The sequence below is a fragment of the Jejuia spongiicola genome (assembly GCF_023502325.1).
GTDB lineage: Bacteria > Bacteroidota > Bacteroidia > Flavobacteriales > Flavobacteriaceae > Wocania_A > Wocania_A spongiicola.
This window is the reverse complement of record NZ_JAMFLZ010000004.1, coordinates 361,973-385,907: the sequence shown is the minus strand read 5'-3', so window position 1 is coordinate 385,907 and position 23,935 is coordinate 361,973. Positions and strand designations below refer to the sequence as shown.

Annotated in this window: 35 protein-coding genes; 2 read left to right on the top strand and 33 right to left on the bottom strand. The window is 33.5% G+C overall.

The annotated features are described in order from the left end of the window. Window positions 1-82: 82 nt before the first annotated feature. The 33 genes from carA to rpsL all read right to left on the bottom strand — a co-directional run bounded on the left by carA (window position 83) and on the right by rpsL (window position 18,635). Window positions 83-1,186: a glutamine-hydrolyzing carbamoyl-phosphate synthase small subunit gene (carA, locus tag M3P09_RS11495; RefSeq protein ID WP_099563543.1), complete on the bottom strand. Its 1,104-nt coding sequence runs from the start codon at window positions 1,184-1,186 to the stop codon at window positions 83-85. 88 nt (window positions 1,187-1,274) lie between these two features. Continuing rightward, the gene (gene rplQ / locus M3P09_RS11490) at window positions 1,275-1,745 is read right to left on the bottom strand and encodes a 50S ribosomal protein L17 (RefSeq protein WP_099563542.1); all 471 of its coding nucleotides are present in this window, start codon (window positions 1,743-1,745) and stop codon (window positions 1,275-1,277) included. 59 nt (window positions 1,746-1,804) lie between these two features. After that, a complete protein-coding gene (locus M3P09_RS11485) occupies window positions 1,805-2,797 on the bottom strand; it encodes a DNA-directed RNA polymerase subunit alpha (RefSeq protein WP_099563541.1) in 993 nt (330 codons plus the stop codon). A gap of 94 nt (window positions 2,798-2,891) precedes the next feature. Continuing rightward, entirely contained in the window at window positions 2,892-3,497 is a 606-nt protein-coding gene (rpsD, locus tag M3P09_RS11480) for a 30S ribosomal protein S4 (RefSeq protein ID WP_099563540.1), read from the bottom strand. Window positions 3,498-3,726: 229 nt separating this feature from the next. Continuing rightward, window positions 3,727-4,110 carry a 30S ribosomal protein S11 gene (gene rpsK, locus M3P09_RS11475; RefSeq protein ID WP_034043346.1) on the bottom strand — a complete coding sequence of 128 codons (384 nt, stop codon included), beginning with the start codon at window positions 4,108-4,110 and terminating at the stop codon, window positions 3,727-3,729. Window positions 4,111-4,211: 101 nt separating this feature from the next. Beyond that, entirely contained in the window at window positions 4,212-4,586 is a 375-nt protein-coding gene (gene rpsM, locus M3P09_RS11470; protein WP_099563539.1) for a 30S ribosomal protein S13, read from the bottom strand. A 3-nt stretch (window positions 4,587-4,589) separates the two neighbouring features. Beyond that, window positions 4,590-4,706, bottom strand: coding sequence for a type B 50S ribosomal protein L36 (gene ykgO, locus M3P09_RS11465; protein ID WP_013305171.1), 117 nt, complete (start codon window positions 4,704-4,706; stop codon window positions 4,590-4,592). Window positions 4,707-4,762: 56 nt separating this feature from the next. After that, window positions 4,763-4,978 carry a translation initiation factor IF-1 gene (infA, locus tag M3P09_RS11460; protein WP_028289261.1) on the bottom strand — a complete coding sequence of 72 codons (216 nt, stop codon included), beginning with the start codon at window positions 4,976-4,978 and terminating at the stop codon, window positions 4,763-4,765. An 11-nt stretch (window positions 4,979-4,989) separates the two neighbouring features. Beyond that, window positions 4,990-6,339, bottom strand: a complete 1,350-nt coding sequence (gene secY, locus M3P09_RS11455; RefSeq protein ID WP_099563538.1) for a preprotein translocase subunit SecY — start codon at window positions 6,337-6,339, stop codon at window positions 4,990-4,992. 15 nt (window positions 6,340-6,354) lie between these two features. Then, the gene (rplO, locus tag M3P09_RS11450) at window positions 6,355-6,807 is read right to left on the bottom strand and encodes a 50S ribosomal protein L15 (RefSeq protein WP_099563537.1); all 453 of its coding nucleotides are present in this window, start codon (window positions 6,805-6,807) and stop codon (window positions 6,355-6,357) included. 15 nt (window positions 6,808-6,822) lie between these two features. After that, on the bottom strand, window positions 6,823-7,002 hold the full coding sequence (gene rpmD, locus M3P09_RS11445; RefSeq protein WP_099563536.1) for a 50S ribosomal protein L30: 180 nt from the start codon (window positions 7,000-7,002) through the stop codon (window positions 6,823-6,825). Window positions 7,003-7,014: 12 nt separating this feature from the next. Next, a complete protein-coding gene (gene rpsE / locus M3P09_RS11440) occupies window positions 7,015-7,539 on the bottom strand; it encodes a 30S ribosomal protein S5 (protein WP_099563535.1) in 525 nt (174 codons plus the stop codon). Window positions 7,540-7,545: 6 nt separating this feature from the next. After that, on the bottom strand, window positions 7,546-7,902 hold the full coding sequence (rplR, locus tag M3P09_RS11435; protein WP_099563534.1) for a 50S ribosomal protein L18: 357 nt from the start codon (window positions 7,900-7,902) through the stop codon (window positions 7,546-7,548). Window positions 7,903-7,912: 10 nt separating this feature from the next. Further along, the gene (gene rplF / locus M3P09_RS11430; protein ID WP_249973217.1) at window positions 7,913-8,455 is read right to left on the bottom strand and encodes a 50S ribosomal protein L6; all 543 of its coding nucleotides are present in this window, start codon (window positions 8,453-8,455) and stop codon (window positions 7,913-7,915) included. A gap of 18 nt (window positions 8,456-8,473) precedes the next feature. Further along, a complete protein-coding gene (rpsH, locus tag M3P09_RS11425; RefSeq protein WP_099563532.1) occupies window positions 8,474-8,872 on the bottom strand; it encodes a 30S ribosomal protein S8 in 399 nt (132 codons plus the stop codon). A gap of 68 nt (window positions 8,873-8,940) precedes the next feature. Then, window positions 8,941-9,210 carry a 30S ribosomal protein S14 gene (rpsN, locus tag M3P09_RS11420; protein ID WP_099563531.1) on the bottom strand — a complete coding sequence of 90 codons (270 nt, stop codon included), beginning with the start codon at window positions 9,208-9,210 and terminating at the stop codon, window positions 8,941-8,943. A 3-nt stretch (window positions 9,211-9,213) separates the two neighbouring features. After that, window positions 9,214-9,765 carry a 50S ribosomal protein L5 gene (gene rplE, locus M3P09_RS11415; RefSeq protein WP_099563530.1) on the bottom strand — a complete coding sequence of 184 codons (552 nt, stop codon included), beginning with the start codon at window positions 9,763-9,765 and terminating at the stop codon, window positions 9,214-9,216. A gap of 2 nt (window positions 9,766-9,767) precedes the next feature. Then, entirely contained in the window at window positions 9,768-10,079 is a 312-nt protein-coding gene (gene rplX / locus M3P09_RS11410) for a 50S ribosomal protein L24 (protein WP_099563529.1), read from the bottom strand. A 15-nt stretch (window positions 10,080-10,094) separates the two neighbouring features. Continuing rightward, window positions 10,095-10,463, bottom strand: coding sequence for a 50S ribosomal protein L14 (gene rplN, locus M3P09_RS11405; protein ID WP_069831953.1), 369 nt, complete (start codon window positions 10,461-10,463; stop codon window positions 10,095-10,097). A gap of 2 nt (window positions 10,464-10,465) precedes the next feature. Beyond that, entirely contained in the window at window positions 10,466-10,723 is a 258-nt protein-coding gene (rpsQ, locus tag M3P09_RS11400; protein WP_099563528.1) for a 30S ribosomal protein S17, read from the bottom strand. 12 nt (window positions 10,724-10,735) lie between these two features. Next, window positions 10,736-10,927, bottom strand: a complete 192-nt coding sequence (rpmC, locus tag M3P09_RS11395) for a 50S ribosomal protein L29 (protein ID WP_034043309.1) — start codon at window positions 10,925-10,927, stop codon at window positions 10,736-10,738. A 13-nt stretch (window positions 10,928-10,940) separates the two neighbouring features. Further along, window positions 10,941-11,360: a 50S ribosomal protein L16 gene (gene rplP / locus M3P09_RS11390; RefSeq protein WP_099563527.1), complete on the bottom strand. Its 420-nt coding sequence runs from the start codon at window positions 11,358-11,360 to the stop codon at window positions 10,941-10,943. 21 nt (window positions 11,361-11,381) lie between these two features. Beyond that, window positions 11,382-12,104 carry a 30S ribosomal protein S3 gene (gene rpsC / locus M3P09_RS11385; protein ID WP_099563526.1) on the bottom strand — a complete coding sequence of 241 codons (723 nt, stop codon included), beginning with the start codon at window positions 12,102-12,104 and terminating at the stop codon, window positions 11,382-11,384. Between the two features lie 7 nt (window positions 12,105-12,111). Then, complete coding sequence (rplV, locus tag M3P09_RS11380; protein ID WP_099563525.1) at window positions 12,112-12,519, bottom strand: 50S ribosomal protein L22; 408 nt, start codon at window positions 12,517-12,519, stop codon at window positions 12,112-12,114. A gap of 6 nt (window positions 12,520-12,525) precedes the next feature. Beyond that, window positions 12,526-12,804 (bottom strand): 30S ribosomal protein S19, encoded by a 279-nt coding sequence (rpsS, locus tag M3P09_RS11375; protein WP_013869040.1) that lies wholly within the window; start codon window positions 12,802-12,804, stop codon window positions 12,526-12,528. A 3-nt stretch (window positions 12,805-12,807) separates the two neighbouring features. After that, window positions 12,808-13,635, bottom strand: coding sequence for a 50S ribosomal protein L2 (gene rplB, locus M3P09_RS11370; protein WP_099563524.1), 828 nt, complete (start codon window positions 13,633-13,635; stop codon window positions 12,808-12,810). A gap of 10 nt (window positions 13,636-13,645) precedes the next feature. After that, complete coding sequence (rplW, locus tag M3P09_RS11365) at window positions 13,646-13,936, bottom strand: 50S ribosomal protein L23 (RefSeq protein ID WP_019386269.1); 291 nt, start codon at window positions 13,934-13,936, stop codon at window positions 13,646-13,648. 7 nt (window positions 13,937-13,943) lie between these two features. Continuing rightward, window positions 13,944-14,573, bottom strand: a complete 630-nt coding sequence (gene rplD, locus M3P09_RS11360) for a 50S ribosomal protein L4 (protein ID WP_249973216.1) — start codon at window positions 14,571-14,573, stop codon at window positions 13,944-13,946. Further along, window positions 14,573-15,190, bottom strand: a complete 618-nt coding sequence (gene rplC / locus M3P09_RS11355) for a 50S ribosomal protein L3 (protein ID WP_249973215.1) — start codon at window positions 15,188-15,190, stop codon at window positions 14,573-14,575. Before rplC ends, rplD begins: the two co-directional genes overlap by 1 nt. A 122-nt stretch (window positions 15,191-15,312) precedes the next feature. Further along, the gene (rpsJ, locus tag M3P09_RS11350; RefSeq protein ID WP_007650482.1) at window positions 15,313-15,618 is read right to left on the bottom strand and encodes a 30S ribosomal protein S10; all 306 of its coding nucleotides are present in this window, start codon (window positions 15,616-15,618) and stop codon (window positions 15,313-15,315) included. Between the two features lie 11 nt (window positions 15,619-15,629). Further along, complete coding sequence (gene fusA / locus M3P09_RS11345; RefSeq protein ID WP_099563521.1) at window positions 15,630-17,756, bottom strand: elongation factor G; 2,127 nt, start codon at window positions 17,754-17,756, stop codon at window positions 15,630-15,632. Between the two features lie 6 nt (window positions 17,757-17,762). Continuing rightward, entirely contained in the window at window positions 17,763-18,239 is a 477-nt protein-coding gene (gene rpsG, locus M3P09_RS11340) for a 30S ribosomal protein S7 (RefSeq protein WP_099563520.1), read from the bottom strand. 21 nt (window positions 18,240-18,260) lie between these two features. Then, the gene (gene rpsL, locus M3P09_RS11335; RefSeq protein WP_019386263.1) at window positions 18,261-18,635 is read right to left on the bottom strand and encodes a 30S ribosomal protein S12; all 375 of its coding nucleotides are present in this window, start codon (window positions 18,633-18,635) and stop codon (window positions 18,261-18,263) included. Between the two features lie 233 nt (window positions 18,636-18,868). On the opposite strand from rpsL, the gene M3P09_RS11330 reads away from it, so the two are divergent. Together M3P09_RS11330 and M3P09_RS11325 are read left to right on the top strand one after the other, a co-directional pair. Next, on the top strand, window positions 18,869-20,560 hold the full coding sequence (locus M3P09_RS11330) for a POTRA domain-containing protein (protein WP_249973214.1): 1,692 nt from the start codon (window positions 18,869-18,871) through the stop codon (window positions 20,558-20,560). Between the two features lie 120 nt (window positions 20,561-20,680). Next, a complete protein-coding gene (locus tag M3P09_RS11325) occupies window positions 20,681-23,935 on the top strand; it encodes a SusC/RagA family TonB-linked outer membrane protein (protein ID WP_099563518.1) in 3,255 nt (1,084 codons plus the stop codon).

Below are 23,935 nucleotides of genomic sequence, written 5' to 3'. Positions count from 1 at the left end.
AGAATTTTATTAAATGACACCTACAACGTTTTAGTAAAAATAAACCCAAAAACAGAAATTTATTTTTGGGTTTATTTTAGTTTTATTTTTTTATATTTTCTATAAACTGATCGAAAAGATACGATGAATCGTGTGGACCAGGACTTGCTTCTGGATGGTATTGTACCGAAAAGCAATTCTTATTCTTCATGGCTAAACCAGCTACGGTATGATCATTTAAATGCACGTGCGTAATCTCTAAATCAGGATGAGATTCTGACTCTTCTCTGTTAACAGCAAAACCATGGTTTTGTGAAGTAATTTCTCCCTTTCCTGTTTTTAGATTTTTAACAGGATGATTAATACCTCTATGCCCATTATGCATTTTATAAGTTGACACCCCATTAGCTAATGCAATAACTTGGTGCCCTAAACAAATCCCAAATAATGGCAAGTCTCTTTTAATAATTTCTTTTGCAACTTCTTGAGCTTCTATAAGAGGTTCTGGATCTCCAGGTCCATTGGATAAGAAATACCCGTCTGGGTTAAAAGCTTCTAAATCTTCGAACTTTGAATTATATGGAAATACTTTTATATAAGCATCTCTTTGAGCAATATTTCTAAGGATGTTCTTTTTAATTCCTATATCTAAAGCAGCTACTTTATAAGTAGCATTTTCATTACCAAAATAATATGGCTCTTTAGTTGATACTTTTGATGCCAATTCTAATCCATTCATTTCTGGCACCTCACTCAATTGTTTTTTTAAAGCTTCAATATTATCAACATCAGTAGAAATAACAGCATTCATAGCACCATGATCTCTTATATAACTAACTAGAGCTCGAGTATCAACATCTGAAATTGCTAGTAGGTTATTGTCTTCTAAAAATTCTTCTAATGATTTATCTGCAATTTCTCTAGAATACTCATAGCTAAAGTTTTTTACTATAAGGCCTGAAATTTTAATTGAATCCGACTCTACTTCATCTTTATTAGTTCCATAATTACCAATATGTGCATTGGTGGCAACCATAAGTTGTCCATAGTACGAAGGGTCAGTAAAAATTTCTTGGTAACCAGTCATTCCCGTATTAAAACATACTTCGCCAAATGCAGTTCCTTGTTTATTACCAACTGCTTTTCCGTAAAAAATAGTACCATCTGCTAAAAGTACAATGGCTTTTTGTCGTTTTTGATATTTCATATTTTTCCTAAAAAAGTTTTACAAAATTGCATAAAAAAAAGGATAAACTAAAATAGTTTATCCTTTATATTTAAATGCTTATTAACATTTATTCTTCTTCGTTTGATGCTTGAGTTTCAACTGGAGCAGCAGCAGGTTTACTTCCACCTCTTCTACTTCTTCTTGTTGTTTTCTTCTCTTTCTTGCCAGCATTATAAATCTCGTTGTAATCAACAAGCTCTATCATTGCCATATCTGCATTATCACCTAAACGGTTACCAAGCTTAATAATTCTTGTATAACCTCCTGGTCTATCTCCAATCTTAGTTGCTACATCTCTAAATAATTCTGTTACAGCATCTTTTTGCCTTAACTTAGCCATAACAATACGTCTGTTATGAGTTGTATCAGTTTTAGACTTTGTAATCATTGGTTCAACAAATTGCTTTAATGCTTTTGCTTTAGCAACAGTTGTATTAATACGCTTGTGTTCTATTAACGAACAAGCCATATTTGCCAACATTGATTTTCTGTGAGCAGTTTTTCTGCCTAAGTGATTGAATTTTTTTCCGTGTCTCATGACATTTGTTTTATCATCTTGCTACCAAACTCGACCTGCGAGGAGCAAAATATGATTAATTAATCTTTATCTAATTTATATTTACTTAAATCCATTCCGAAATTTAATCCCTTAACGTTAACAAGCTCTTCAAGCTCTGTTAAAGATTTCTTACCAAAGTTTCTGAATTTCATTAAATCATTTTTATTGAATGATACTAAGTCTCCTAAAGTATCAACTTCTGCTGCTTTTAAACAATTTAATGCACGTACAGATAAGTCCATGTCAATTAATTTCGTTTTAAGTAACTGACGCATATGAAGCGATTCTTCATCATAAGTTTCAGTTTGAGCAATTTCATCAGCTTCTAATGTAATACGCTCATCTGAGAATAACATGAAGTGGTGAATTAACGTTTTAGCAGCTTCTGTTAAAGCATCTTGAGGTGTAATTGAACCATCTGTAATGATTTCGAAAACTAATTTTTCGTAATCAGTTTTTTGCTCAACACGATAATTCTCAATGCTATATTTTACATTTTTTATTGGTGTGTAAATTGAATCTGTAAAAATTGTACCTATTGGTGCAGCTGTCTTTTTATTTTCCTCTGCTGGTACATAACCTCTACCCTTTTCAATTGTAATTTCCATGTTAAAATTAACCTTAGGATCTAAGTTACAGATTACTAATTCTGTATTTAATACTTGAAATCCTGAGATGAATTTTTGAAAATCTCCCGCTGTAATTTGTTCTTGTCCAGAAATTGAAATTGAAATTGATTCGTTATCGATATCTTCAATTTGTCTTTTAAAACGTATTTGTTTTAAATTTAAAATGATTTCTGTAACATCTTCAACTACACCAGCAATTGCAGAAAACTCGTGATCTACACCTTCTATTCTAACAGAAGTGATTGCGAATCCTTCTAAAGAAGAAAGTAAAACTCTTCTTAATGCGTTACCTACAGTTAATCCGTAACCAGGTTCTAACGGTCTGAATTCGAACTTTCCTTCGAAATCAGTAGAATCAATCATGATTACTTTGTCGGGCTTTTGAAAATTAAATACTGCCATATTTTCTTCGTTTTAATTGTTATTTAGTTGCGCGGTTTATAAGTTTGAAGAAGACCAACAAACCCTTTGGCTAAATACCAATATGATTAATATATTATTTAGAATATAATTCTACTATGAATTGTTCGTTTATGTTTTCTGGGATTTGAATTCTAGCAGGAACAGAAACGTATGTTCCAGATTTAGTATCGTTATTCCAAGTAATCCATTCGTAAACGTGACTTGAATTTGAAAGCGATCTTTCAATTGCTTCAAGTGATTTTGATTTTTCTCTTACTGCAACTACATCTCCAGCTTTTAATTGGTAAGATGGTATGTTTACCAACTCTCCATTTACTGTAATGTGTCTGTGAGATACTAATTGTCTAGCACCACTTCTAGAAGGAGAAATTCCCATTCTGAAAACTACGTTGTCTAATCTAGACTCGCAAAGTTGTAATAAAACTTCACCTGTAATACCTTGTGCTGCTCTTGCTTTTTTAAACAAACCTCTAAATTGACGCTCTAAAATACCATATGTATATTTAGCTTTTTGTTTCTCCATTAACTGGATTGCGTATTCAGATTTTTTTCCACGCCTTCTTGCATTTCCGTGTTGACCTGGAGGGTAATTTCTTTTTTCAAAAGATTTATCATCTCCAAAAATAGCTTCACCAAATTTTCGAGCTATTTTAGTTTTAGGACCAGTATATCTTGCCATTTTAAATTGTTTTTAAGAGTGATTATGAATTAAGGTCTTAATCTTATCCTTCGATAACCATTTTATCTCTTGTTGATACTTGTTAATTTATTATTTTTCAGTTTGCAAATTTATGCAAAAAATTAATACCATCTGACAAACAGATGATATTAATTTTATTGACGATTTTGATTTATGGTTTATGATTTAAAACAATCTAAAAAAAACATAAATCTATCATCGCATTTTATTAAACTCTTCTACGTTTTGGAGGGCGACAACCATTGTGTGGTAATGGAGTAACATCGATAATTTCTGTTACTTCAATACCTGCATTATGAATTGAACGAATAGCAGACTCTCTACCATTTCCTGGTCCTTTAACATAAACCTTTACTTTCTTTAACCCAGCTTCTTGAGCTACTCCTGCTGCATCTTCAGCAGCTAATTGAGCAGCATAAGGTGTGTTTTTCTTTGAACCTCTAAATCCCATTTTACCAGCTGAAGACCATGAAATTACATCGCCTTTTTTATTGGTTAATGAAATAATAATGTTGTTAAAAGATGCTGTAACATGAGCTTCTCCAACAGCGTCTACAATAACTTTGCGTTTTTTTGTGCTTGTTTTTGCCATATTCTTTTAGTTCTTAGTTTTAGTTGATAGTCGCTAGAATCCTAAACCTTAATAATTTCAAACAGATTCCTTCCAACGTCTAAATACTAAAGACTAATTAATTATTTAGTTGCTTTTTTCTTGTTAGCAACTGTTTTTCTTCTACCTTTTCTTGTTCTAGAGTTGTTTTTAGTACGTTGCCCTCTTAATGGAAGACTCGCTCTATGACGAATACCTCTGTAACATCCAATATCCATTAATCTCTTAATGTTTAATTGTGTTTCAGAACGTAATTCACCTTCAATTGTAAATGTACCAACAGCTTCACGAATACCAGCTATTTGATCATCTGTCCAATCTTGAACTTTAATACTTTCATCAACTTTAGCTGAAGCTAAAATTTCTTTTGCTCTACTTCTACCTACTCCGTAGATATAAGTTAAAGAGATAACTCCTCTTTTTTGTTTTGGTATGTCTACACCTGCAATTCTTGCCATAGCTTATCCTTGTCTTTGTTTGAATCTAGGATTCTTTTTGTTTATTACGTAAAGTCTACCTTTTCTGCGCACGATTTTACAATCTGCACTTCTTTTTTTAACTGATGCTCTTACTTTCATCTTAATTAAGTTTTATCAATTTATTAGTGTCGACTAAGCGCCACCAGCAAATTAATTTAATATCTATAAGTTATTCGAGCCTTTGATAAATCATAAGGACTCATTTCTAATTTAACTTTATCTCCTGGTAATAGTTTAATATAATGCATACGCATTTTACCTGAGATGTGTGCAGTCACAATATGACCATTTTCTAATTCAACACGAAACATAGCATTTGATAATGCTTCTATGATGGTTCCGTCTTGTTCTATTGCTGCTTGTTTTGCCATAGTTTATAATATTAAGCTACTGCCTTTCTATTTTTACCCGTTTTCATCAAGCCATCATAATGTCTATTTAACAGATAAGAATTTATCTGTTGCATAGTATCGATTGCAACTCCAACCATAATTAATAGTGATGTCCCTCCGAAAAACAAAGCCCATCCTTGACCTACTCCCATAAGCTTAACAATAAATGCTGGGAACACAGCAATAAGTGCTAAAAATATAGAACCTGGTAAGGTTATTTGAGACATTATTTTATCAAGATACTCAGAGGTTTCAGAACCTGGACGAATACCAGGAATAAAACCGCCACTACGCTTTAAGTCGTCTGCCATTTTATTGGTAGGTACAGTGATAGCTGTATAAAAGTATGTAAAAACTATAATTAATAAAGCAAAAGTTACATTATACCAAAATCCAAAAACATCAGAATAGTTAGTCTGCATCCATGCTCCAACAGTAGTGTCTTTCAAAAAAGATGACCCTCCTATTAAACTAGGCACAAACATTATAGCTTGCGCAAATATAATTGGCATTACTCCTGAAGCATTAAGCTTTAAAGGAATGTATTGTCTTGACCCAGCCATAGCACTTTTCTCATAACCACCAGAAGCAGTTCTTCTAGCATATTGGACAGCTATTTTTCTGACACCCATTACTAACATTATTGAAGCTAGTATAATTACAAACCAAACCACTAGTTCAAAAAGAATTAACATTACATTATTACCTTCTAATCTAGTTGCCGCATTTTGAATAAATGACTGTGGTAAAGTAGCTATAATACCTACCATAATTAATAATGAAATACCGTTACCAATACCTTTATCAGTAATTTTTTCACCTAACCACATTGCAAAAATACACCCTGTAACTAATATAGTAACTGATGAGAAATAAAACAATGGACCTGTTCCTAACAAAAATGCACTTTGTGGAACACCTAAACTTGGTAAGCTTGCTAAGTACCCTGGCGCTTGTAATAAACAGATTGCTATGGTTAACCATCGTGTAATCTGAGTTATTTTCTTTTGTCCGCTAGCCCCTTCTTTTTGTAATTTTTGAAGGTAAGGTATAGCTATACCCATTAATTGCACAACAATAGAAGCAGAAATGTATGGCATAATACCTAGTGCAAATACAGATGCTCTTGCTAAGGCTCCTCCAGTAAACATATTAAGAATAGCTCCTAAACCGCCGCCGCCAAAATTACCTTCGTATTCAGCAAGTTGACCTGCGTCAATACCAGGTAATGTAACTTGTGCACCAAAACGATAAACTAATAACAGACCCAATGTAACAATGATTCTGTTTCTCAGCTCTTCTATTTTCCAAACATTTTTTAATGATTCTATAAATTTCATGCTTATAATAAAATATTATAATGTTATTGCTTCTCCTCCAGCAGCTTCAATAGCAGCTTTTGCTGAAGCAGTAAACTTATGAGCAGACACTTTTAATTTTGCTTTTAACTCACCTCTTCCTAAAATTTTAACTAGGTCATTTTTCCCAACTAATCTATTAGCAAATAATGTTTCAAAATCTACTGTCTCTTTTATTTTCTTATCATCAACCAATTGTTGTAATGTATCTAAGTTTACACCTTGATACTCTACACGGTTAATGTTAGTAAAACCAAACTTAGGCACACGTCTTTGAAGTGGCATTTGACCACCCTCAAATCCTAGTTTCTTAGAATAACCAGAACGAGATTTAGCCCCTTTGTGACCACGAGTTGCCGTACCTCCTTTTCCAGAACCTTGTCCTCTACCTATTCTTTTACCTTGGTTTTTTACTGAACCTTCTGCAGGTTTTAAATTACTTAAATCCATTTTCAGTTTATATTTTTAAGCTTCTTCTACAGAAACTAAATGTGAAACTTTAGCAACCATACCAAGTATATTTGGTGTAGCTTCATGCTCTTTTACTTGACCAATCTTTTTAAGACCTAGAGCTTCTAAAGTTCTTTTTTGTCTTTGCGTACGATTGATTGCGCTTTTAACTTTTGTTACTTTAATCTTTGCCATTTCTGTCTTTTATTAAGCGTTAAAAACCTGTTCAAGTGAAATACCTCTGTCTTTCGCTATAGCGTTAGCGTCTCTTAATTGTAATAAAGCATCAAAAGTTGCTTTTACTACATTATGAGGGTTTGAAGATCCTTGAGATTTTGATAATACATCATGTACTCCAACTGCCTCTAAAACCGTTCTAACTGCACCACCAGCAATAACTCCTGTACCAGGAGCAGCAGGAATAATGTTTACTCTTGCCCCACCGTATTTACCTTTTTGTTCATGTGGCAATGTTCCTTTAATAATAGGAATACGAACTAGGTTTTTCTTAGCATCTTCAACAGCTTTTGCAATTGCACTAGCAACGTCTTTAGATTTTCCTAAACCTTGTCCTACAACACCTGCCTCATCACCAACTACAACAATTGCTGAAAAGCCAAATGCTCTACCACCTTTAGTTACTTTTGTAACTCTTTGTACACCAACCAAACGATCTTTAAGATCTAATCCACCTGGTTTTACTAATTCTGCACTTTTATATTTTTTAAACATAATTTCTTAGAATTTAAGTCCTGCTTCTCTAGCACCTTCGGCTAATGATTTTACTCTACCATGGTATAAATAACCACCTCTATCGAAAGCAATAGTTTCAACGCCTGCCTTTAAAGCCTTTTCAGCAACAGCTTTACCAACTAAGGTAGCTACTTCTGATTTATTTCCTTTTGCAGAACTAATATCTTTATCTCTTGAAGATGCAGCGCTAATGGTTTTACCATTAACATCATCAACTATTTGAGCATAAATTTCTTTATTACTTCTAAAAACAGTTAATCTCGGTCTAGCTTCTGTACCAGAAACTACCTTACGAATTCTGTTTTTTATTCTTATTCTTCTTTGGTTCTTTGTTAATGCCATAACTTAATTATTAAGCTGATTTACCTGCTTTTCTTCTTAATTCTTCGCCAACAAACTTAATTCCTTTTCCTTTGTAAGGTTCTGGTTTTCTAAAACCACGAATCTTTGCAGCAACTTGTCCTACAAGTTGTTTATCATGAGAAGTAAGTTTAATAATTGGGTTTTTACCTTTTTCACTTATTGTTTCTACTTTAACTTCTGGAGCTAAGTTCAATACAATATTATGAGAAAAACCTAAAGCTAAATCTAATTTTTGTCCTTGGTTTGATGCTCTATAACCAACACCTACCAATTCTAATTCTTTAGTCCATCCTTTAGATACACCAGCAATCATATTATTCATTAACGATCTGTATAAACCGTGTTTTGCTTTTTGCTCTTTAGAATCAGAAGAACGTGTAACTAAAATATTTCCGTCTTCAACTTTAATTTCAACAGCATCGAAATTCTGTGTTAATTCTCCTAATTTTCCTTTTACAGTTACTACGTTTTCTTTAACGTCAACTGTTACACCTTCTGGAATGGCTACTGGATTATTTCCTATTCTTGACATTTCTTTCTGGTATTAAAATTAGTAAACGTAACATAAAACTTCGCCACCAACATTATCTCTTTTAGCTTGCTTGCCTGTCATCACTCCGTGAGAAGTGGAGATAATAGCAATACCAAGTCCGTTTAAAATACGTGGTAACTCGTTAGACCCTGCATACTTACGTAAACCTGGTGTACTAATGCGTTGAAGTTTCTTAATTACTGGTTCTTTTGTTTCTTTATTATACTTAAGAGCAATTTTAATTGTTCCTTGTACAGTTGAATCATCAAATTTATAACTTAAAATATATCCTTGTTCGAATAAGATTTTAGTTATGTCTTTTTTCAAATTAGAAGCAGGAATCTCAACCACTCTGTGGTTAGCACGCACTGCATTTCTAATTCTTGTCAAATAATCCGCTATTGGATCTGAGTACATAATGAATTGATTTTGTGGTTTTGGTTTTCAAACTATTTTGAACCTTAAACCTGATTATTTAAATAATATTACCAACTTGCTTTTTTAACACCAGGTATTAAACCTTGGTTTGCCATTTCTCTGAATGTTACACGAGATATTCCAAATGTTCTCATATAACCTTTAGGTCTTCCAGTTAATTTACATCTATTATGCATACGAATTGGAGAAGCATTTTTTGGCAACTTTTGTAATGCTTCATAATCTCCAGCTTCTTTTAAAGCTTTACGTTTTTCAGCATATTTAGCTACTGTTTTTGCTCTTTTTACCTCACGGGCTTTCATTGATTCTTTAGCCATAACTTAGTTCTTTTTAAAAGGTAACCCTAGTTCAGTTAATAATGATTTTGCTTCTTTATCAGTATCTGCAGTCGTTACAAATGTAATATCCATACCAGAAATTTTATTCACTTTATCAATGTTAATTTCTGGGAATATAATTTGTTCAGTAACTCCTAAATTGTAGTTACCACGTCCATCAAATCCTGTAGCTTTAATTCCGTTAAAGTCTCTAACACGTGGAAGTGCTGAAGTAACTAAACGATCTAAAAACTCGTACATGCGCTCACCACGTAAAGTAACTTTAGCGCCAATTGGCATACCTTTACGTAATTTGAAGGATGCAACATCTTTTTTAGATAATGTTGAAATAGCTTTTTGTCCAGATATAGTTGTTAATTCTTCTACAGCGTAGTCAATTAACTTTTTGTCTGCAACCGCTGCACCTACACCTTTAGATATAACTATCTTAGTAAGTTTAGGAACTTGCATTACATTCTTATATCCAAATTCGTCTGTAAGAGCCGCAATTACTCTGCTTTTATACTCTTCTTTAAGTCTTGGTGAATATGCCATAACTATATTACTTCATTAGATTTTAATGAAAATCTTACTTTTTTATCGCCTTCTAATCTATAACCAACTCTTGTAGTTTCTCCTTTTGAAGTTAACAATGATAAGTTAGATATATGAATAGCTGCTTCTTTTTCTACGATTCCGCCTTGAGGGTTTTGTGCACTTGGTTTAGTATGTTTCTTAACCATGTTTACTCCTTCAATAATCGCTTTGTTCTTTGCTATAAATACTTTTTGTACTTTCCCTTCTGATCCTTTATGATCTCCAGCAATTACTTTTACAGTATCTCCAGTTTTTATTTTAAGCTTTCCCATCTTAATTATTCTGTATTAAAGCACTTCTGGTGCTAATGATACAATTTTCATGAATTGTTTATCACGAAGTTCTCTAGCAACAGGACCAAAAACACGTGTTCCTCTCATTTCACCCGTTGGGTTTAATAAAACACAAGCGTTATCGTCAAACCTTATATAAGATCCGTCTGGTCTTCTTACTTCTTTCTTAGTACGAACAACTACTGCTGTAGAAACTGCCTTCTTCTTAATGTTTCCATTAGGAGTTGCATCTTTAACAGAAACAACTATCTTATCTCCTACAGAAGCATATCTTCTTTTAGTTCCCCCTAAAACACGGATAACTAAGACTTCTTTTGCTCCAGTATTGTCTGCTACTTTTATTCTTGATTCTTGTTGTAACATAATTATTTAGCTCTTTCTAAAATTTCAACTAATCTCCAACATTTAGATTTACTTAAAGGTCTTGTTTCCATGATTCTTACAGTATCACCTTCGTTGCAATCGTTTTGTTCGTCGTGTGCTACGTACTTTTTCGTTTTTAAAACGAATTTTCCATACATAGGATGTTTTACTTTTTTAACTTCAGAAACCACAATTGATTTCTGCATTTTATTACTAGTAACAACTCCTATACGTTCTTTTCTTAAATTTCTTGTTTCCATCTTTCAGCAGAATTATTGTAATTCTCTTTTAGTTAATTCAGTCGCAATTCTAGCTACAGTACGTCTTATTGAACGTAGTTGAATTGGATTTTCTAAAGGAGATATTGCATGCGCTAATTTTAGGTCTGAATAACTCTTTTTTGTTTCACCAAGTTTCTCTTGTAACTCAGCTACAGATAATTCTTTAATTTCTGATTGTTTCATAATATCAAATAAATTATGCTTCGTAATCTCTAGCGATTAAAAACTTAGTTTTAACTGGTAGCTTCTGTGCTGCTAAACGCAATGCTTCTTTAGCAACGTCTAATGGCACACCACCAATTTCAAATAAAACTCTTCCTGGCTTAACAACAGCTACCCAATATTCAACAGCACCTTTACCTTTACCCATACGTACTTCAAGAGGCTTTTTTGTAATAGGCTTGTCTGGAAATATTTTAATCCAAAGTTGTCCTTCTCTTTTCATGTAACGTGTAGCGGCTATACGAGCTGCTTCAATTTGACGCGATGTTAAAAAATTCGAGTCTAATGATTTTATTCCAAAAGTTCCGCTTGAAAGTTGATGACCTCTTCCAGAGATACCTTTCATACGTCCTTTTTGTTGTTTACGAAATTTTGTTCTTTTAGGCTGTAACATTTTTCTTTACTTTATAAAAAATTACTTTCTACGACGAGGTCCTTTATTTCCACCACGTCCTCCGGCTCCACCTTTTCCTTGCTTCTTAGATAAACCAACAAGCGGAGAAAGTTCTCTTTTACCATATACTTCACCTTTCATGATCCATACTTTAACACCCAATCTACCATAAGTAGTGTGTGCCTCAACTAAAGCATAATCAATATCGGCTCTAAAGGTTGATAAAGGAATACGTCCTTCTTTATAGTGTTCAGAACGTGCCATTTCAGCTCCGTTTAAACGACCAGAAATCTGGATTTTAATTCCTTCAGCATTCATTCTCATTGTAGCAGCGATAGCCATTTTTATTGCACGTCTGTATGAAATTCTATTTTCAATTTGACGAGCAATACTTGATGCTACTAAAAATGAATCTAGTTCAGGTCTCTTAATTTCAAAGATGTTAATCTGAACTTCTTTACCAGTAATCTTTTTAAGCTCTTCTTTTAACTTGTCTACCTCTTGTCCGCCTTTACCGATAATAATACCAGGTCTTGCAGTAGTGATAGTAACGGTTACAAGTTTTAAAGTTCTCTCAATAATTACTCTACTTACACTAGCTTTAGATAAACGCGCGTGAACGTATTTTCTAATCTTATCGTCTTCGGCAAGTTTATCACCATAATCGTTTCCTCCGTACCAGTTAGATTCCCATCCTCTGATAATTCCTAAGCGATTTCCGATTGGATTTGTTTTTTGTCCCATACTCTTATTAAGCTTGTGTGTTATTGTTAGCTCCAACCACTAATGTAACATGGTTAGAACGTTTTCTAATTCTGTGTGCACGACCTTGAGGTGCTGGACGTAATCTTTTTAACATAGATCCACCATCAACTCTAATCTCTTTTACAAATAATTCTGCAGATTCAACATCAGCGTCTTCATTTTTTGATTGCCAGTTAGCAATAGCTGATAATAACAGCTTTTCTAATCGACCAGAAGCTTCTTTATTGTTGAATTTCAAGATATTAAGTGCATTTTCTACCTTTTCACCTCTTACTAAATCGGCTACTAAGCGCATTTTTCTTGGTGACGTAGGACAGTTATTAAGTTTTGCAAAAGCAACATGCTTTTTTGCTTCCTTAATAGCGTCTGCCATTTGTTTTTTACGACTTCCCATAGCTTACTACTTTTTACCTTTATTTTTAGCACCTGCATGTCCACGGAATGAACGTGTTGGTGAAAATTCTCCTAATTTATGACCTACCATGTTTTCAGTAACATATACTGGAACAAATTGACGGCCATTGTGCACTGCTATAGTTTGTCCAACAAAATCAGGTGTAATCATACTTGCTCTAGACCAAGTTTTAATTACAGTCTTTTTGTTAGCTTCAACATTTGCAGCTACTTTTCTTTCTAATTTATAATGAACGTAAGGTCCTTTTTTTAATGATCTTGCCATGTCTTATTTCTTTCTACGTTCTACAATATATTTATTACTTGCTTTTGTCTTAGAACGGGTTCTGTAACCTTTAGCAGGAATACCGTTTCTAGAACGTGGGTGTCCACCTGAAGATTTACCTTCACCACCACCCATTGGGTGATCAACTGGATTCATAACTACCGGTCTAGTACGTGGTCTTCTTCCTAACCATCTTGTTCTACCTGCTTTACCACCAACTAATAATTGATGGTCTGAGTTAGAAACAACACCTATTGTAGCCATACAATTTGCAAGCACTAATCTTGTTTCTCCTGAAGGTAATTTAACCGTAGCAAATTTACCATCTCTTGCCATTAACTGAGCAAATGCACCAGCACTACGAGCCATAACAGCTCCTTGCCCTGGACGCAACTCTAAACAAGAAATAATAGTTCCTAATGGAATTTCACTAAGCGGCATTGCATTTCCAATTTCTGGAGCTACACCTTCTTTACCAGATACTACATTTTGCCCAACCTGAAGTCCATTTTGAGCAATAATATATCTTTTTTCACCATCTTGATAATTCAATAATGCGATAAAAGCTGTTCTGTTTGGATCGTATTGAATTGAAGCTACTTCACCAGGAACTCCTGCTTTGTCTCTTTTAAAATCGATAATACGATACTTTTTCTTATGACCTCCACCAATATAGCGCATGGTCATTTTTCCTCGATTGTTTCTACCACCAGACCTTTTATTCGGAACAAGTAAACTCTTTTCCGGCTTATCAGTAGTAATGGCATCGTAACCGTTTACTACTCTAAAACGCTGTCCTGGTGTGATTGGTTTTAATTTTCTTACTGACATTAGTCTTTAATTACATGTTACTGTATAAATCAATCATTTCACCTTCCGCCAGTTGTACAATTGCTTTTTTAACAGCATTTGTTTTACCATGTTGAATACCAGTTTTTGTAAACTTAGTACTTCTATCTGGACGGACATTTATAGTACGAACTTTTTCAACAGAAACGCCATAAGCAGCTTCCACCGCTTTTTTGATTTCTACCTTGTTCGCCTTTGTATTCACCGCGAAAGTATAGCAGTTTCTTAACTCGCTATCTGCAGTCGCTTTTTCTGTGATTATAGGTTTAATTAAGATACTCATCTGTTTCTTATTTACTTAAGTTTGTTTCAATTCCTTCTAAAGCACCTTCTAAAAGCACAACTTGATTTGCATTTAAAATCTTGTAAGTGCTTAATTCTGAAGCCATTATAACTTCAGAGTCTTTTAAATTGCGCGATGACAAATATACGTTATTATTTGACCCACCCAACACAAACAGAGATTTTTTGTTTTCAAGCTCTAAAGCCTTTAAAACTGCTGTAAAATTTTTAGTTTTTGGAGCGTCAAAATTAAAGTCTTCTAAAACAGTAATTGACTTCTCTCCAGCTTTGATACTTAAGGCAGATTTACGCGCTAAACGCTTTAAGTTTTTATTAAGTTTGAAGCTGTAATTTCTAGGTCTTGGACCAAACATACGTCCACCTCCTTTAAATACACCAGACTTAATACTACCTGCTCTTGCCGTACCAGTTCCTTTTTGCTTTTTAATCTTACGTGTACTTCCAGAAATCTCAGCTCTTTCTTTCGATTTATGAGTTCCTTGACGTTGGTTTGCTAAATATTGTTTAACATCCAAATATACAGCGTGATTATTAGGCTCAATAGCAAACACATCTTTAGAAAGGTCTGCCTTTCTACCTGTGTCTTTTCCGTTTATATCTAAAACTGCTACTTTCATTATTTTCTAATAATTACATAAGCGTTTTTGTGTCCAGGTACGCACCCTTTAACAACAAGTAAATTCTTTTCAGCAACTACTTTTAAAACTCTTAAATTTTGAACTTTCACTTTTTCACCACCCATTCTTCCTGCCATTTTCATGCCTTTAAAAACACGAGCAGGATAAGATGCAGCTCCAATAGATCCTGGTGCTCTTAAACGGTTATGTTGACCGTGAGTAGCTTGACCTACACCACCGAAACCATGACGTTTTACAACACCTTGAAATCCTTTACCTTTAGATGTTCCTGCTACATCAACGAATTCTCCTTCGTTAAAATGCTCTACAGTGATTGCATCTCCTAATTTGTACTCCTCATCAAAACCTTTGAATTCAACAACTTTGCGTTTTACAGAAGTACCCGCTTTTTTAGCATGACCTAAGTCTGCTTTTGTAGCGCTTTTTTCTGTCGCGTCATCGAAACCAAGTTGTACAGCTTCGTAGCCGTCAACCTCTTCGGTTCTGACTTGGGTAACGATACATGGTCCAGCTTCGATTACAGTACAAGGAACATTCTTCCCGTTTTCATCAAAGATGCTGGTCATACCGATTTTTTTTCCAATTAACCCAGACATATTTATTAATTTAATTTATTACTATTAGTTATTAAAATTCAAGGCTGAAAATACGTTTCAGCCTTGAATTGTATTTTTACCGTTTTTCCCTCGCTCGCAGCTTAGGACATGTAAGCTTATTACTAAACTTTGATTTCTACTTCAACACCACTTGGCAATTCAAGTTTCATTAACGCATCAATTGTTTTTGATGACGAAGAGTAAATATCTAGTAATCTCTTATAAGAGCTTAATTGAAATTGTTCTCTTGATTTCTTGTTTACGTGTGGAGAACGTAATACAGTGAAAATTTTCTTGTGAGTTGGTAAAGGGATTGGTCCCGTCACAACTGCACCAGTACTTTTTACTGTTTTTACAATCTTATCAGCAGACTTATCTACTAAGTTATGATCGTAAGACTTTAATTTTATTCTGATTTTTTGACTCATTTTCTTAACTTTTAAGATTGCTCCCCTTTAGCTGCTTTAATTACTTCTTCAGATATATTTGAAGGAGTTTCAGCATAGTGTGAAAATTCCATTGTTGATGTTGCTCTACCTGAAGACAATGTTCTTAATGTAGTAACATATCCAAACATTTCTGATAATGGCACAGTTGCTTTTACAGTTTTTGCTCCAGCTCTATCACCCATATCACTTACTTGTCCTCTTCTTCTATTTAAGTCACCTACAATATCACCCATGTTTTCTTCAGGAGTAATAACTTCTAACTTCATAATAGGCTCCATTATTACAGCTTTTGCTGCTTTTGCACAAGCTTTAAATCCTAATTTAGCTGCTAATTCGAAAGATAATTGATCCGAATCCACATCGTGGTAAGATCCATCTTTTAATGTAACTTTCATAGCATCGATTTCGTAACCTGCTAATGGACCATTTACCATTGCCATTTTAAATCCTTTTTCAATTGAAGGAATAAATTCTTTAGGAACATTACCACCTTTAATTATAGATTCAAATTGAAGTCCTACTGCTCCTTCATCTGCTGGCTCAACAGTAAATACGATATCAGCAAACTTACCACGACCACCAGATTGTTTTTTATAAACTTCTCTATGATCAGCAGATTGAGTAATTGCTTCTTTATATTCAACTTGTGGTTGACCTTGATTTACTTCAACTTTAAACTCACGTTTTAAGCGATCAACAATTACATCTAAGTGAAGCTCACCCATTCCAGATATAATAGTTTGTCCAGAAGCTTCATCTGAACGTACTGTAAATGTAGGATCTTCTTCAGCTAATTTAGCTAAGCCCATACCCAATTTATCAACGTCAGCTTTAGTTTTTGGCTCAACGGCAATACCAATTACTGGATCTGGAAAGTCCATAGATTCCAAAACTATTGGATGCTTTTCAGATGAAAGTGTATCCCCTGTTTTGATAGATTTAAATCCAACAGCAGCTCCGATATCTCCAGCTTCAATAAAATCAATTGCGTTTTGCTTGTTAGCATGCATTTGATAAATTCTTGAAATACGTTCTTTTTTACCAGAACGGTTATTTAAAACATAAGAACCTGCATCTAAACGACCTGAATATGCTCTAAAGAATGCTAAACGACCTACAAAAGGATCTGTAGCAATTTTAAATGCTAAAGCTGCAAATGGCTCCTTTACATCTGGCTTACGTAAAATTTCTTCTCCTGAATCTGGATCTGTACCTACAATACCTTCTTTATCAGTTGGAGAAGGCAAGTAACGACATACAGCATCTAATAAGAATTGTACCCCTTTATTTTTAAATGCAGAACCACAAATCATTGGAATGATAGCCATATCCATTACAGCAGCTCTAAGTGCAGCATGCACCTCTTCTTCTGTAATAGAATCTTCATCTTCCATGAATTTTTCTAAAAGATTCTCATCATAACCAGCAACTTCTTCAATAAGTAGTGCTCGGTATTTACGAGCTTCTTCTTTTAACTCTTCTGGAATTTCAACAACATCAAAGGTTGCTCCTTGAGTTTCATCATGCCATACAATAGCACGGTTTTTTACTAAATCGATAATTCCTTTAAAATCTTCTTCGTCACCAATATTTAAAACGATTGGCACCGCGTTAGACTTTAACATATCTTTTACTTGTTGACATACACCTAAAAAGTCAGATCCTTGACGGTCCATTTTATTAACGAAACCAATTCTAGGAACTTTATAGTTATCGGCTAGCCTCCAGTTAGTTTCAGATTGTGGCTCAACACCATCAACCGCACTAAATAAAAACACTAAACCATCAAGTACACGTAATGAACGATTTACCTCAACTGTAAAATCTACGTGACCCGGTGTATCAATTATATTAAAATGATATCCTTTAGTTTCTGGTGTTGGCTCTCCATTTTCAATTGGAAATTTCCACTCACAAGTTGTTGCAGCAGAAGTAATTGTAATACCTCTTTCCTGTTCTTGCTCCATCCAATCCATTGTAGCCGCACCATCATGTACTTCTCCAATTTTATGAGATACACCTGTATAATAAAGAATACGTTCTGTAGTAGTAGTTTTTCCTGCATCAATATGTGCAGCAATACCTATATTTCTAGTGAATTTTAAATCTCTTGCCATGTCGTATTAAAATCTAAAGTGAGAGAATGCTTTGTTTGCTTCAGCCATTTTGTGAGTATCTACTCTTTTCTTAACCGCTGCTCCTTCTTCTTTAGCTGCAGCTAATATTTCTGCTGCTAAACGATTAGCCATAGATTTTTCGTTTCTTTTACGTGAATAGCTAATAAGCCATTTCATAGCTGTTGAAACTTTACGATCTGGACGAATTTGCATAGGAATTTGAAATGTTGCACCACCAACTCTACGACTACGTACTTCTACGTGAGGCATAACGTTTGATAAAGCATCTTTCCAGGTTTCTAAAGCTGTTTTTTCTTCGTCAGTTTTCTTTTCTTCCACAATGTCAATAGCATCATAGAATACTTTAAAAGCTACAGACTTTTTACCATCCCACATCATCATGTTAACGAAACGAGTTACTAACTGGTCGTTAAAACGTGGATCCGGTAAAAGCGGTCTCTTTTTTGCTGCTCTTTTTCTCATGTCTTCTTCTTAAAGTTTTAATTACTTTTTAGGGCGTTTTGCACCATACTTAGATCTACGTTGCGTTCTACCTGAAACACCTGCTGTGTCTAAAGCACCACGTACAATGTGATATCTAACTCCTGGTAAATCTTTTACCCTTCCACCTCTAACCAATACTATCGAGTGCTCTTGTAGATTATGCCCTTCTCCACCGATGTATGCATTAACCTCGTTTCCGTTTGTTAAACGAACCCTTGCTACCTTACGCATTGCTGAGTTAGGTTTTTTAGGAGTCGTTGTGTAAACACGAGTACACACACCACGTCTTTGCGGACAAGAATCTAAAGCAGCCGATTTACTCTTCTTGGTTATTTTGGCTCTTCCTTTTCTTACTAATTGCGAAATTGTTGGCATATATATTATATATAAATTTTATTATCCTCTTTTAAGAGGGCTGCAAAGGTAGAAATTAAAATGAATAATTCAAACCCTAAATCATTAATTTTTAAGAGTTTTCAAAAATTATATCATTACCTATATTATAAGCGTAGATTTTCCGTTAGATTTATACCGAAAAGTTAGAAGCTAGAAGTTTGAAAACTGAAGCCTAAAACCATTTTATTAAATTATTTTAGTAATCTTTACCCGTGCAAAAAACTTCTTTTTTACTCCTTATTATATATATACTTTTTTCTCCTAAGCTATATTCTCAAAATTTAAACTTAAGAGTTTTAGGAAATAATAAGTTTGAAACCAAAGCAATAGACTCATTAAGCTATCAAAAATCTCACAAAAATTACGCATCAATTAAGGCTGAAGTAGACTCTATTCAAAATCTACTTTATAAGACAGGTTACATTGAAAATGATTTAAAGGATATCATCAAAAAAAACGATTCATTTTTTACCGCAAAATTTCATCTTAAAAAAAAATACAACAGCATATATATATATTATAATAATTCGGTTGTTGAAACCTCAATTATAAAATTAGTTTCAGATGACGTTTTTGACGACTATTTTATTCTTCCATTTAGCACTTTAGAAAACAGTTTGAATTTTATTAACTCAAAAACTTCAGAAACGGGAAATCCTTTTTCAAAATTAAAATTATCAAATATTCAAATTGACAAGGGTAATTTAAAAGCTGATTTAATAATTGATTCTCAAAAACAAAAAAGAGCTATAAATAGGATAATAATAAAAGGCTATGATAAATTCCCAAAGTCATATCTGAAGCATTATTTGAAAATTAAACAAAATCAAACTTTTAATTTAAACAAGATTAAACAAAAAACGAATCTATTAGGAAACTTAAAGTTTGCTAATCAAATAAAACCTCCAGAGGTTCTTTTTTCTAAAGATTCTACAACCTTATATATATACACGGAAAAAGCTAAAAGCAATTCATTTGATGGCTTTTTGGGTTTTGGCACTAATGAAGACACAAATAAATTAGAGTTTGACGGTTATTTAAATTTAAACTTAACCAACAATTTAAATTTTGGTGAGTCATTTAGCTTGCTTTACAAGAGTGATGAAAACGATCAAAAAACATTTAGAACAGATTTAACTCTACCCTATTTGTTTAGGTCGCCAATAGGTCTAGATTTAGGTTTACAAATCTTTAAAAAAGATTCCTCTTTTACTACAATAAACCAATCTGCCAAATTACATTATCAAATAAACTCAAAACATAAAGTATATGGTGGTATTACTTCTACCACTTCAAACAATTTATTATCCACAAACAATTTACAAGGCATAACCGATTATGACTCAAACTTTTTTTCGGTCTCCTATCAATTTTTAAAGTTACAAGCTAATAATTTACTTTTCCCTATAAAATCGAGGGTTTTACTAGAAACAAATTTTGGCAATAGAAAAACAACTAATTCAAATGAGAAACAATCTTACTATAGCATTAATGCTTTTAAAATTTTCAATCTAAATAACAAAAATAGTTTTTACCTAAGAATGAATGGCTCTAATTTAAATTCAAACTCATATTTTCAAAATGAGCTTTTCCGTTTTGGAGGCATAAATTCTATTCGAGGCTTTGAAGAAAATAGCTTATTCGCATCTCTTTTTGGGGTTTTAAATACCGAATACAGATATCAGCTTAACAACACCATATACATTCACACTATAACAGATTTGGCATACTTTGAAAATAAAATCGCAAACAAGAAAGAAAAGCTTTTTGGTTATGGTTTCGGATTTGGCATTTTAACTAAAGCTGGCCTTTTTAAGTTTAATTATGCTAATGGTAAAACTGAGAATCAACCTTTTAAGTTTTCCAACTCAAAAATACATCTTAGTTTAATAGCTGGTTTTTAAGAGTTTAAATTATGATTTTCATAATTTTTTGCCTTAAAAACTAAATTTTAACCATTATTTATTGTTTTATTAACTTTTTATTATGATTTTTGGCATTGACTAATTCAAATAAATCATAAAATGAAAACAAAGTTTAGTGGAATTCTAACGCTATTACTAGCGTTTGTTGTGCAATTTTCTTTTGCGCAAGAAAAAACAATTTCAGGTACGATTTCAGATAATTCTGGTATGCCGCTCCCTGGAGTTAACATTATTGTAAAAAACACTACTAACGGTACACAAACCGATTTTGATGGAAAGTATTCTATCAATGCTAATGCAGGAGATGTTCTTGTATTTAGTTATGTAGGGTTAAAAACGCAAGAAGCAACAGTTGGAGCTTCTAATACGCTTGATGTCACAATGGAAGAGGATGCAGCTGTATTAGATGAAGTTGTTGTAACTGCATTAGGTATTAAGAGAGATAAAAAGAGTTTGGGTTATGCCACTCAAGAAGTTAAAGGTGAAGCTGTATCAGCAGTAAAAAGCCAAAACTTTGTAAACTCATTATCTGGTAAAGTAGCTGGTCTGCAAATTAAGCCTTCAGGTACTATGGGTGGTTCTACCCAAGTAATTATTAGAGGTAATGCTTCTATTTCTGGAAACAATCAAGCTTTATTTGTTATTGATGGTGTTCCTATCGATAATGGCGTTAACAACCAAATTGTAACAGCTATTGCTTCTGAGCAGAGATCTCAGACTAGTGGTAGAGGAGGTTACGATTACGGTAATGCCGCATCAGATATTAACCCTGACGACATTGAATCAATCAACGTATTAAAAGGTGCAGCTGCATCGGCTTTATACGGATCTCGTGCTGCTAATGGTGTAATTATGATTACAACAAAAAAAGGAGCAAGAAAAAAAGGATTAGGAGTTACAATAAACTCTAGTATTACTGTTGGTGAGGTAGACAAGTCTACATTACCAGTTTATCAAAAGAAATATGGTGCTGGTTATGGTCCATTCTACGGATCAACTGGATATTTTGATGATATTGATGTTGATGGTGATGGAACTGTTGATTTAGCAACTCCATTTACAGAGGATGCATCTTACGGTGGTGAGTTCGATCCTAACTTATTAGTTTATCAATGGAATAGTATTTACCCTCAATTAGATGGTTATTTACAACCAACTCCTTGGTTGGCTGGTGTAAACGATCCTAACTATATATGGGAAACATCTAGCACTTTAGTTAACTCTGTTTCTCTTGATGGTGGTAGCGAAACTGGCTCTTTTAGATTAGGTTTTACAAACATGTTACAAGAAGGTAACTTACCTAATAGTGAAATTAAAAGAAATAGTATTAATTTCAACGGTAGTCAAGACTTAAGTGAAAAATTATCTGTATCTACTTCTTTTACTTTTACTAAAACTGATGGTAGAGGTCGTTACGGTACTGGTTACGATGCAAACAACGTAATGCAACAATTTAGACAGTGGTGGCAAGTTAATGTTGATGTTAAAGAACAACAAGAGGCTTATTTTGCTACTCGTGAAAACATTACTTGGAACCCTAATTCATATACAAATAGAACACCTATTTATTCTGATAATCCATATTGGACTTTTTACGAAAACTTTGAAACAGATACACGTTCAAGATTTTTTGGTAATGTAGTTTTAAATTATGAAATCAACGATTGGTTAAATGCCATGGGTAGATTTACGTATGATACGTATACTGAATTACAAGAAGAAAGAACTAACGTTGGTAGTTCTAATGTTCCTTTATACACAAGGTTTAATAATGCTGTTTCTGAATACAACTATGATTTATTCCTTAACTTTAATAGAGATTTGACTGAAAAGTTAAATTTAGAAGGAACCGTGGGAATGAATTTAAGTAGAAAAGATTGGAGTAATATTTATGCTCTTACTAATGGCGGTTTAAACTTAGCTAGTGTTTATACTTTAGCAAATAGTGTAAGTCCAATAAATGCTCCTACAGAATATGAAGCATCAAGAATGGTAGATGGTGTATTTGGTCGTGCTAGCCTTGGTTTTGATAATACAGCTTTTATAGAAGGAACTTTTAGAAGAGACCGTAACTCTAGCTTACCTAGAGCTAAAAATGCATACAATTATTGGTCTGTTACTGGTACTTTATTATTCTCTAAACTTATTGAAGCAGATTGGTTATCATTTGGTAAATTAAGAGCCAATTATGGTACAGTTGGTAATGGTACTGTTCCATTTAGAGTATTTAACACCTATGGTATTAACCCTCCTTTTGGTGGCTCAGGTAGTGCATCAAATCCTACTAATAAAAACAACTTAAACTTAAAACCAGAAACTCAAAAAAACTGGGAAGTTGGTATGGAAGTGAAGTTTTTAAATAACCGTCTTGGTTTTGATGTAACATATTTTAATACTAAAAATGAAGATCAAATTACACGAGTTCCTGTAACTAGATCTACTGGATATTCAAGATTACTTTTAAATGCAGGTACAATTCAAAACAAGGGTATTGAGTTACAACTTAACGCAACACCATTAAAAAGTGAAGATTTTGAATGGAACCTTTCTTTAAACTGGGATAAAAACGAAAGTGAAGTTTTATCTTTAGCTGATGGTATTAATACTTTAGAGTTAGCTAGTTTCCAAACTGGTCTTACAATAAACGCTGTAGTTGGTCAGCCTTATGGAACTATTAGAGGACGTGATTTTGTTTATACTAATGGACAAAAAACTATAGGTACTAATGGTCGCTATTTAAGAACTGCAACTAGTAACAATAATATTGGAGATATTAACCCTGATTGGAAAGCTGGTATTTTTAATAGCTTTACATACAAAAACTTTAATTTAAGTTTCTTAATTGACATCCAAAAAGGTGGAGACATATTCTCATTAGATACATACTACGGTTTTGGTACTGGTTTATATGACTTTACAGCTGGTAACAATGAGTTAGGAAATCCTTACAGAGATCCTGTAACTGGAACTCCAGGAAACTATGGTGCTGATAGTGGTGGTGTTCTTTTCGAAGGTGTTTTGGCTGATGGATCGCCTAATAACATTAGAGCTTCAGCAACATCTGCTGGTCTTTGGGGTTACCGTCAACCACAAGCTAATCACGTTTATGATGCAGGATATGTAAAATTACGTGAAGCTACTTTATCTTATAAATTCGATTCTAAAATTTTAGATAAATTACCATTTACTTCTGCTTCGGTATCTCTTATTGGAAGAAACTTATGGATAATTGAAAAACATGTACCATATGCTGATCCAGAGGCTGGTTTGAGTGCTGGTAATTTCCAAGGAAATCAATCAGGATCATATCCTGCTGTTAAAGAAATAGGAGCAAGTATTAAATTACAATTTTAA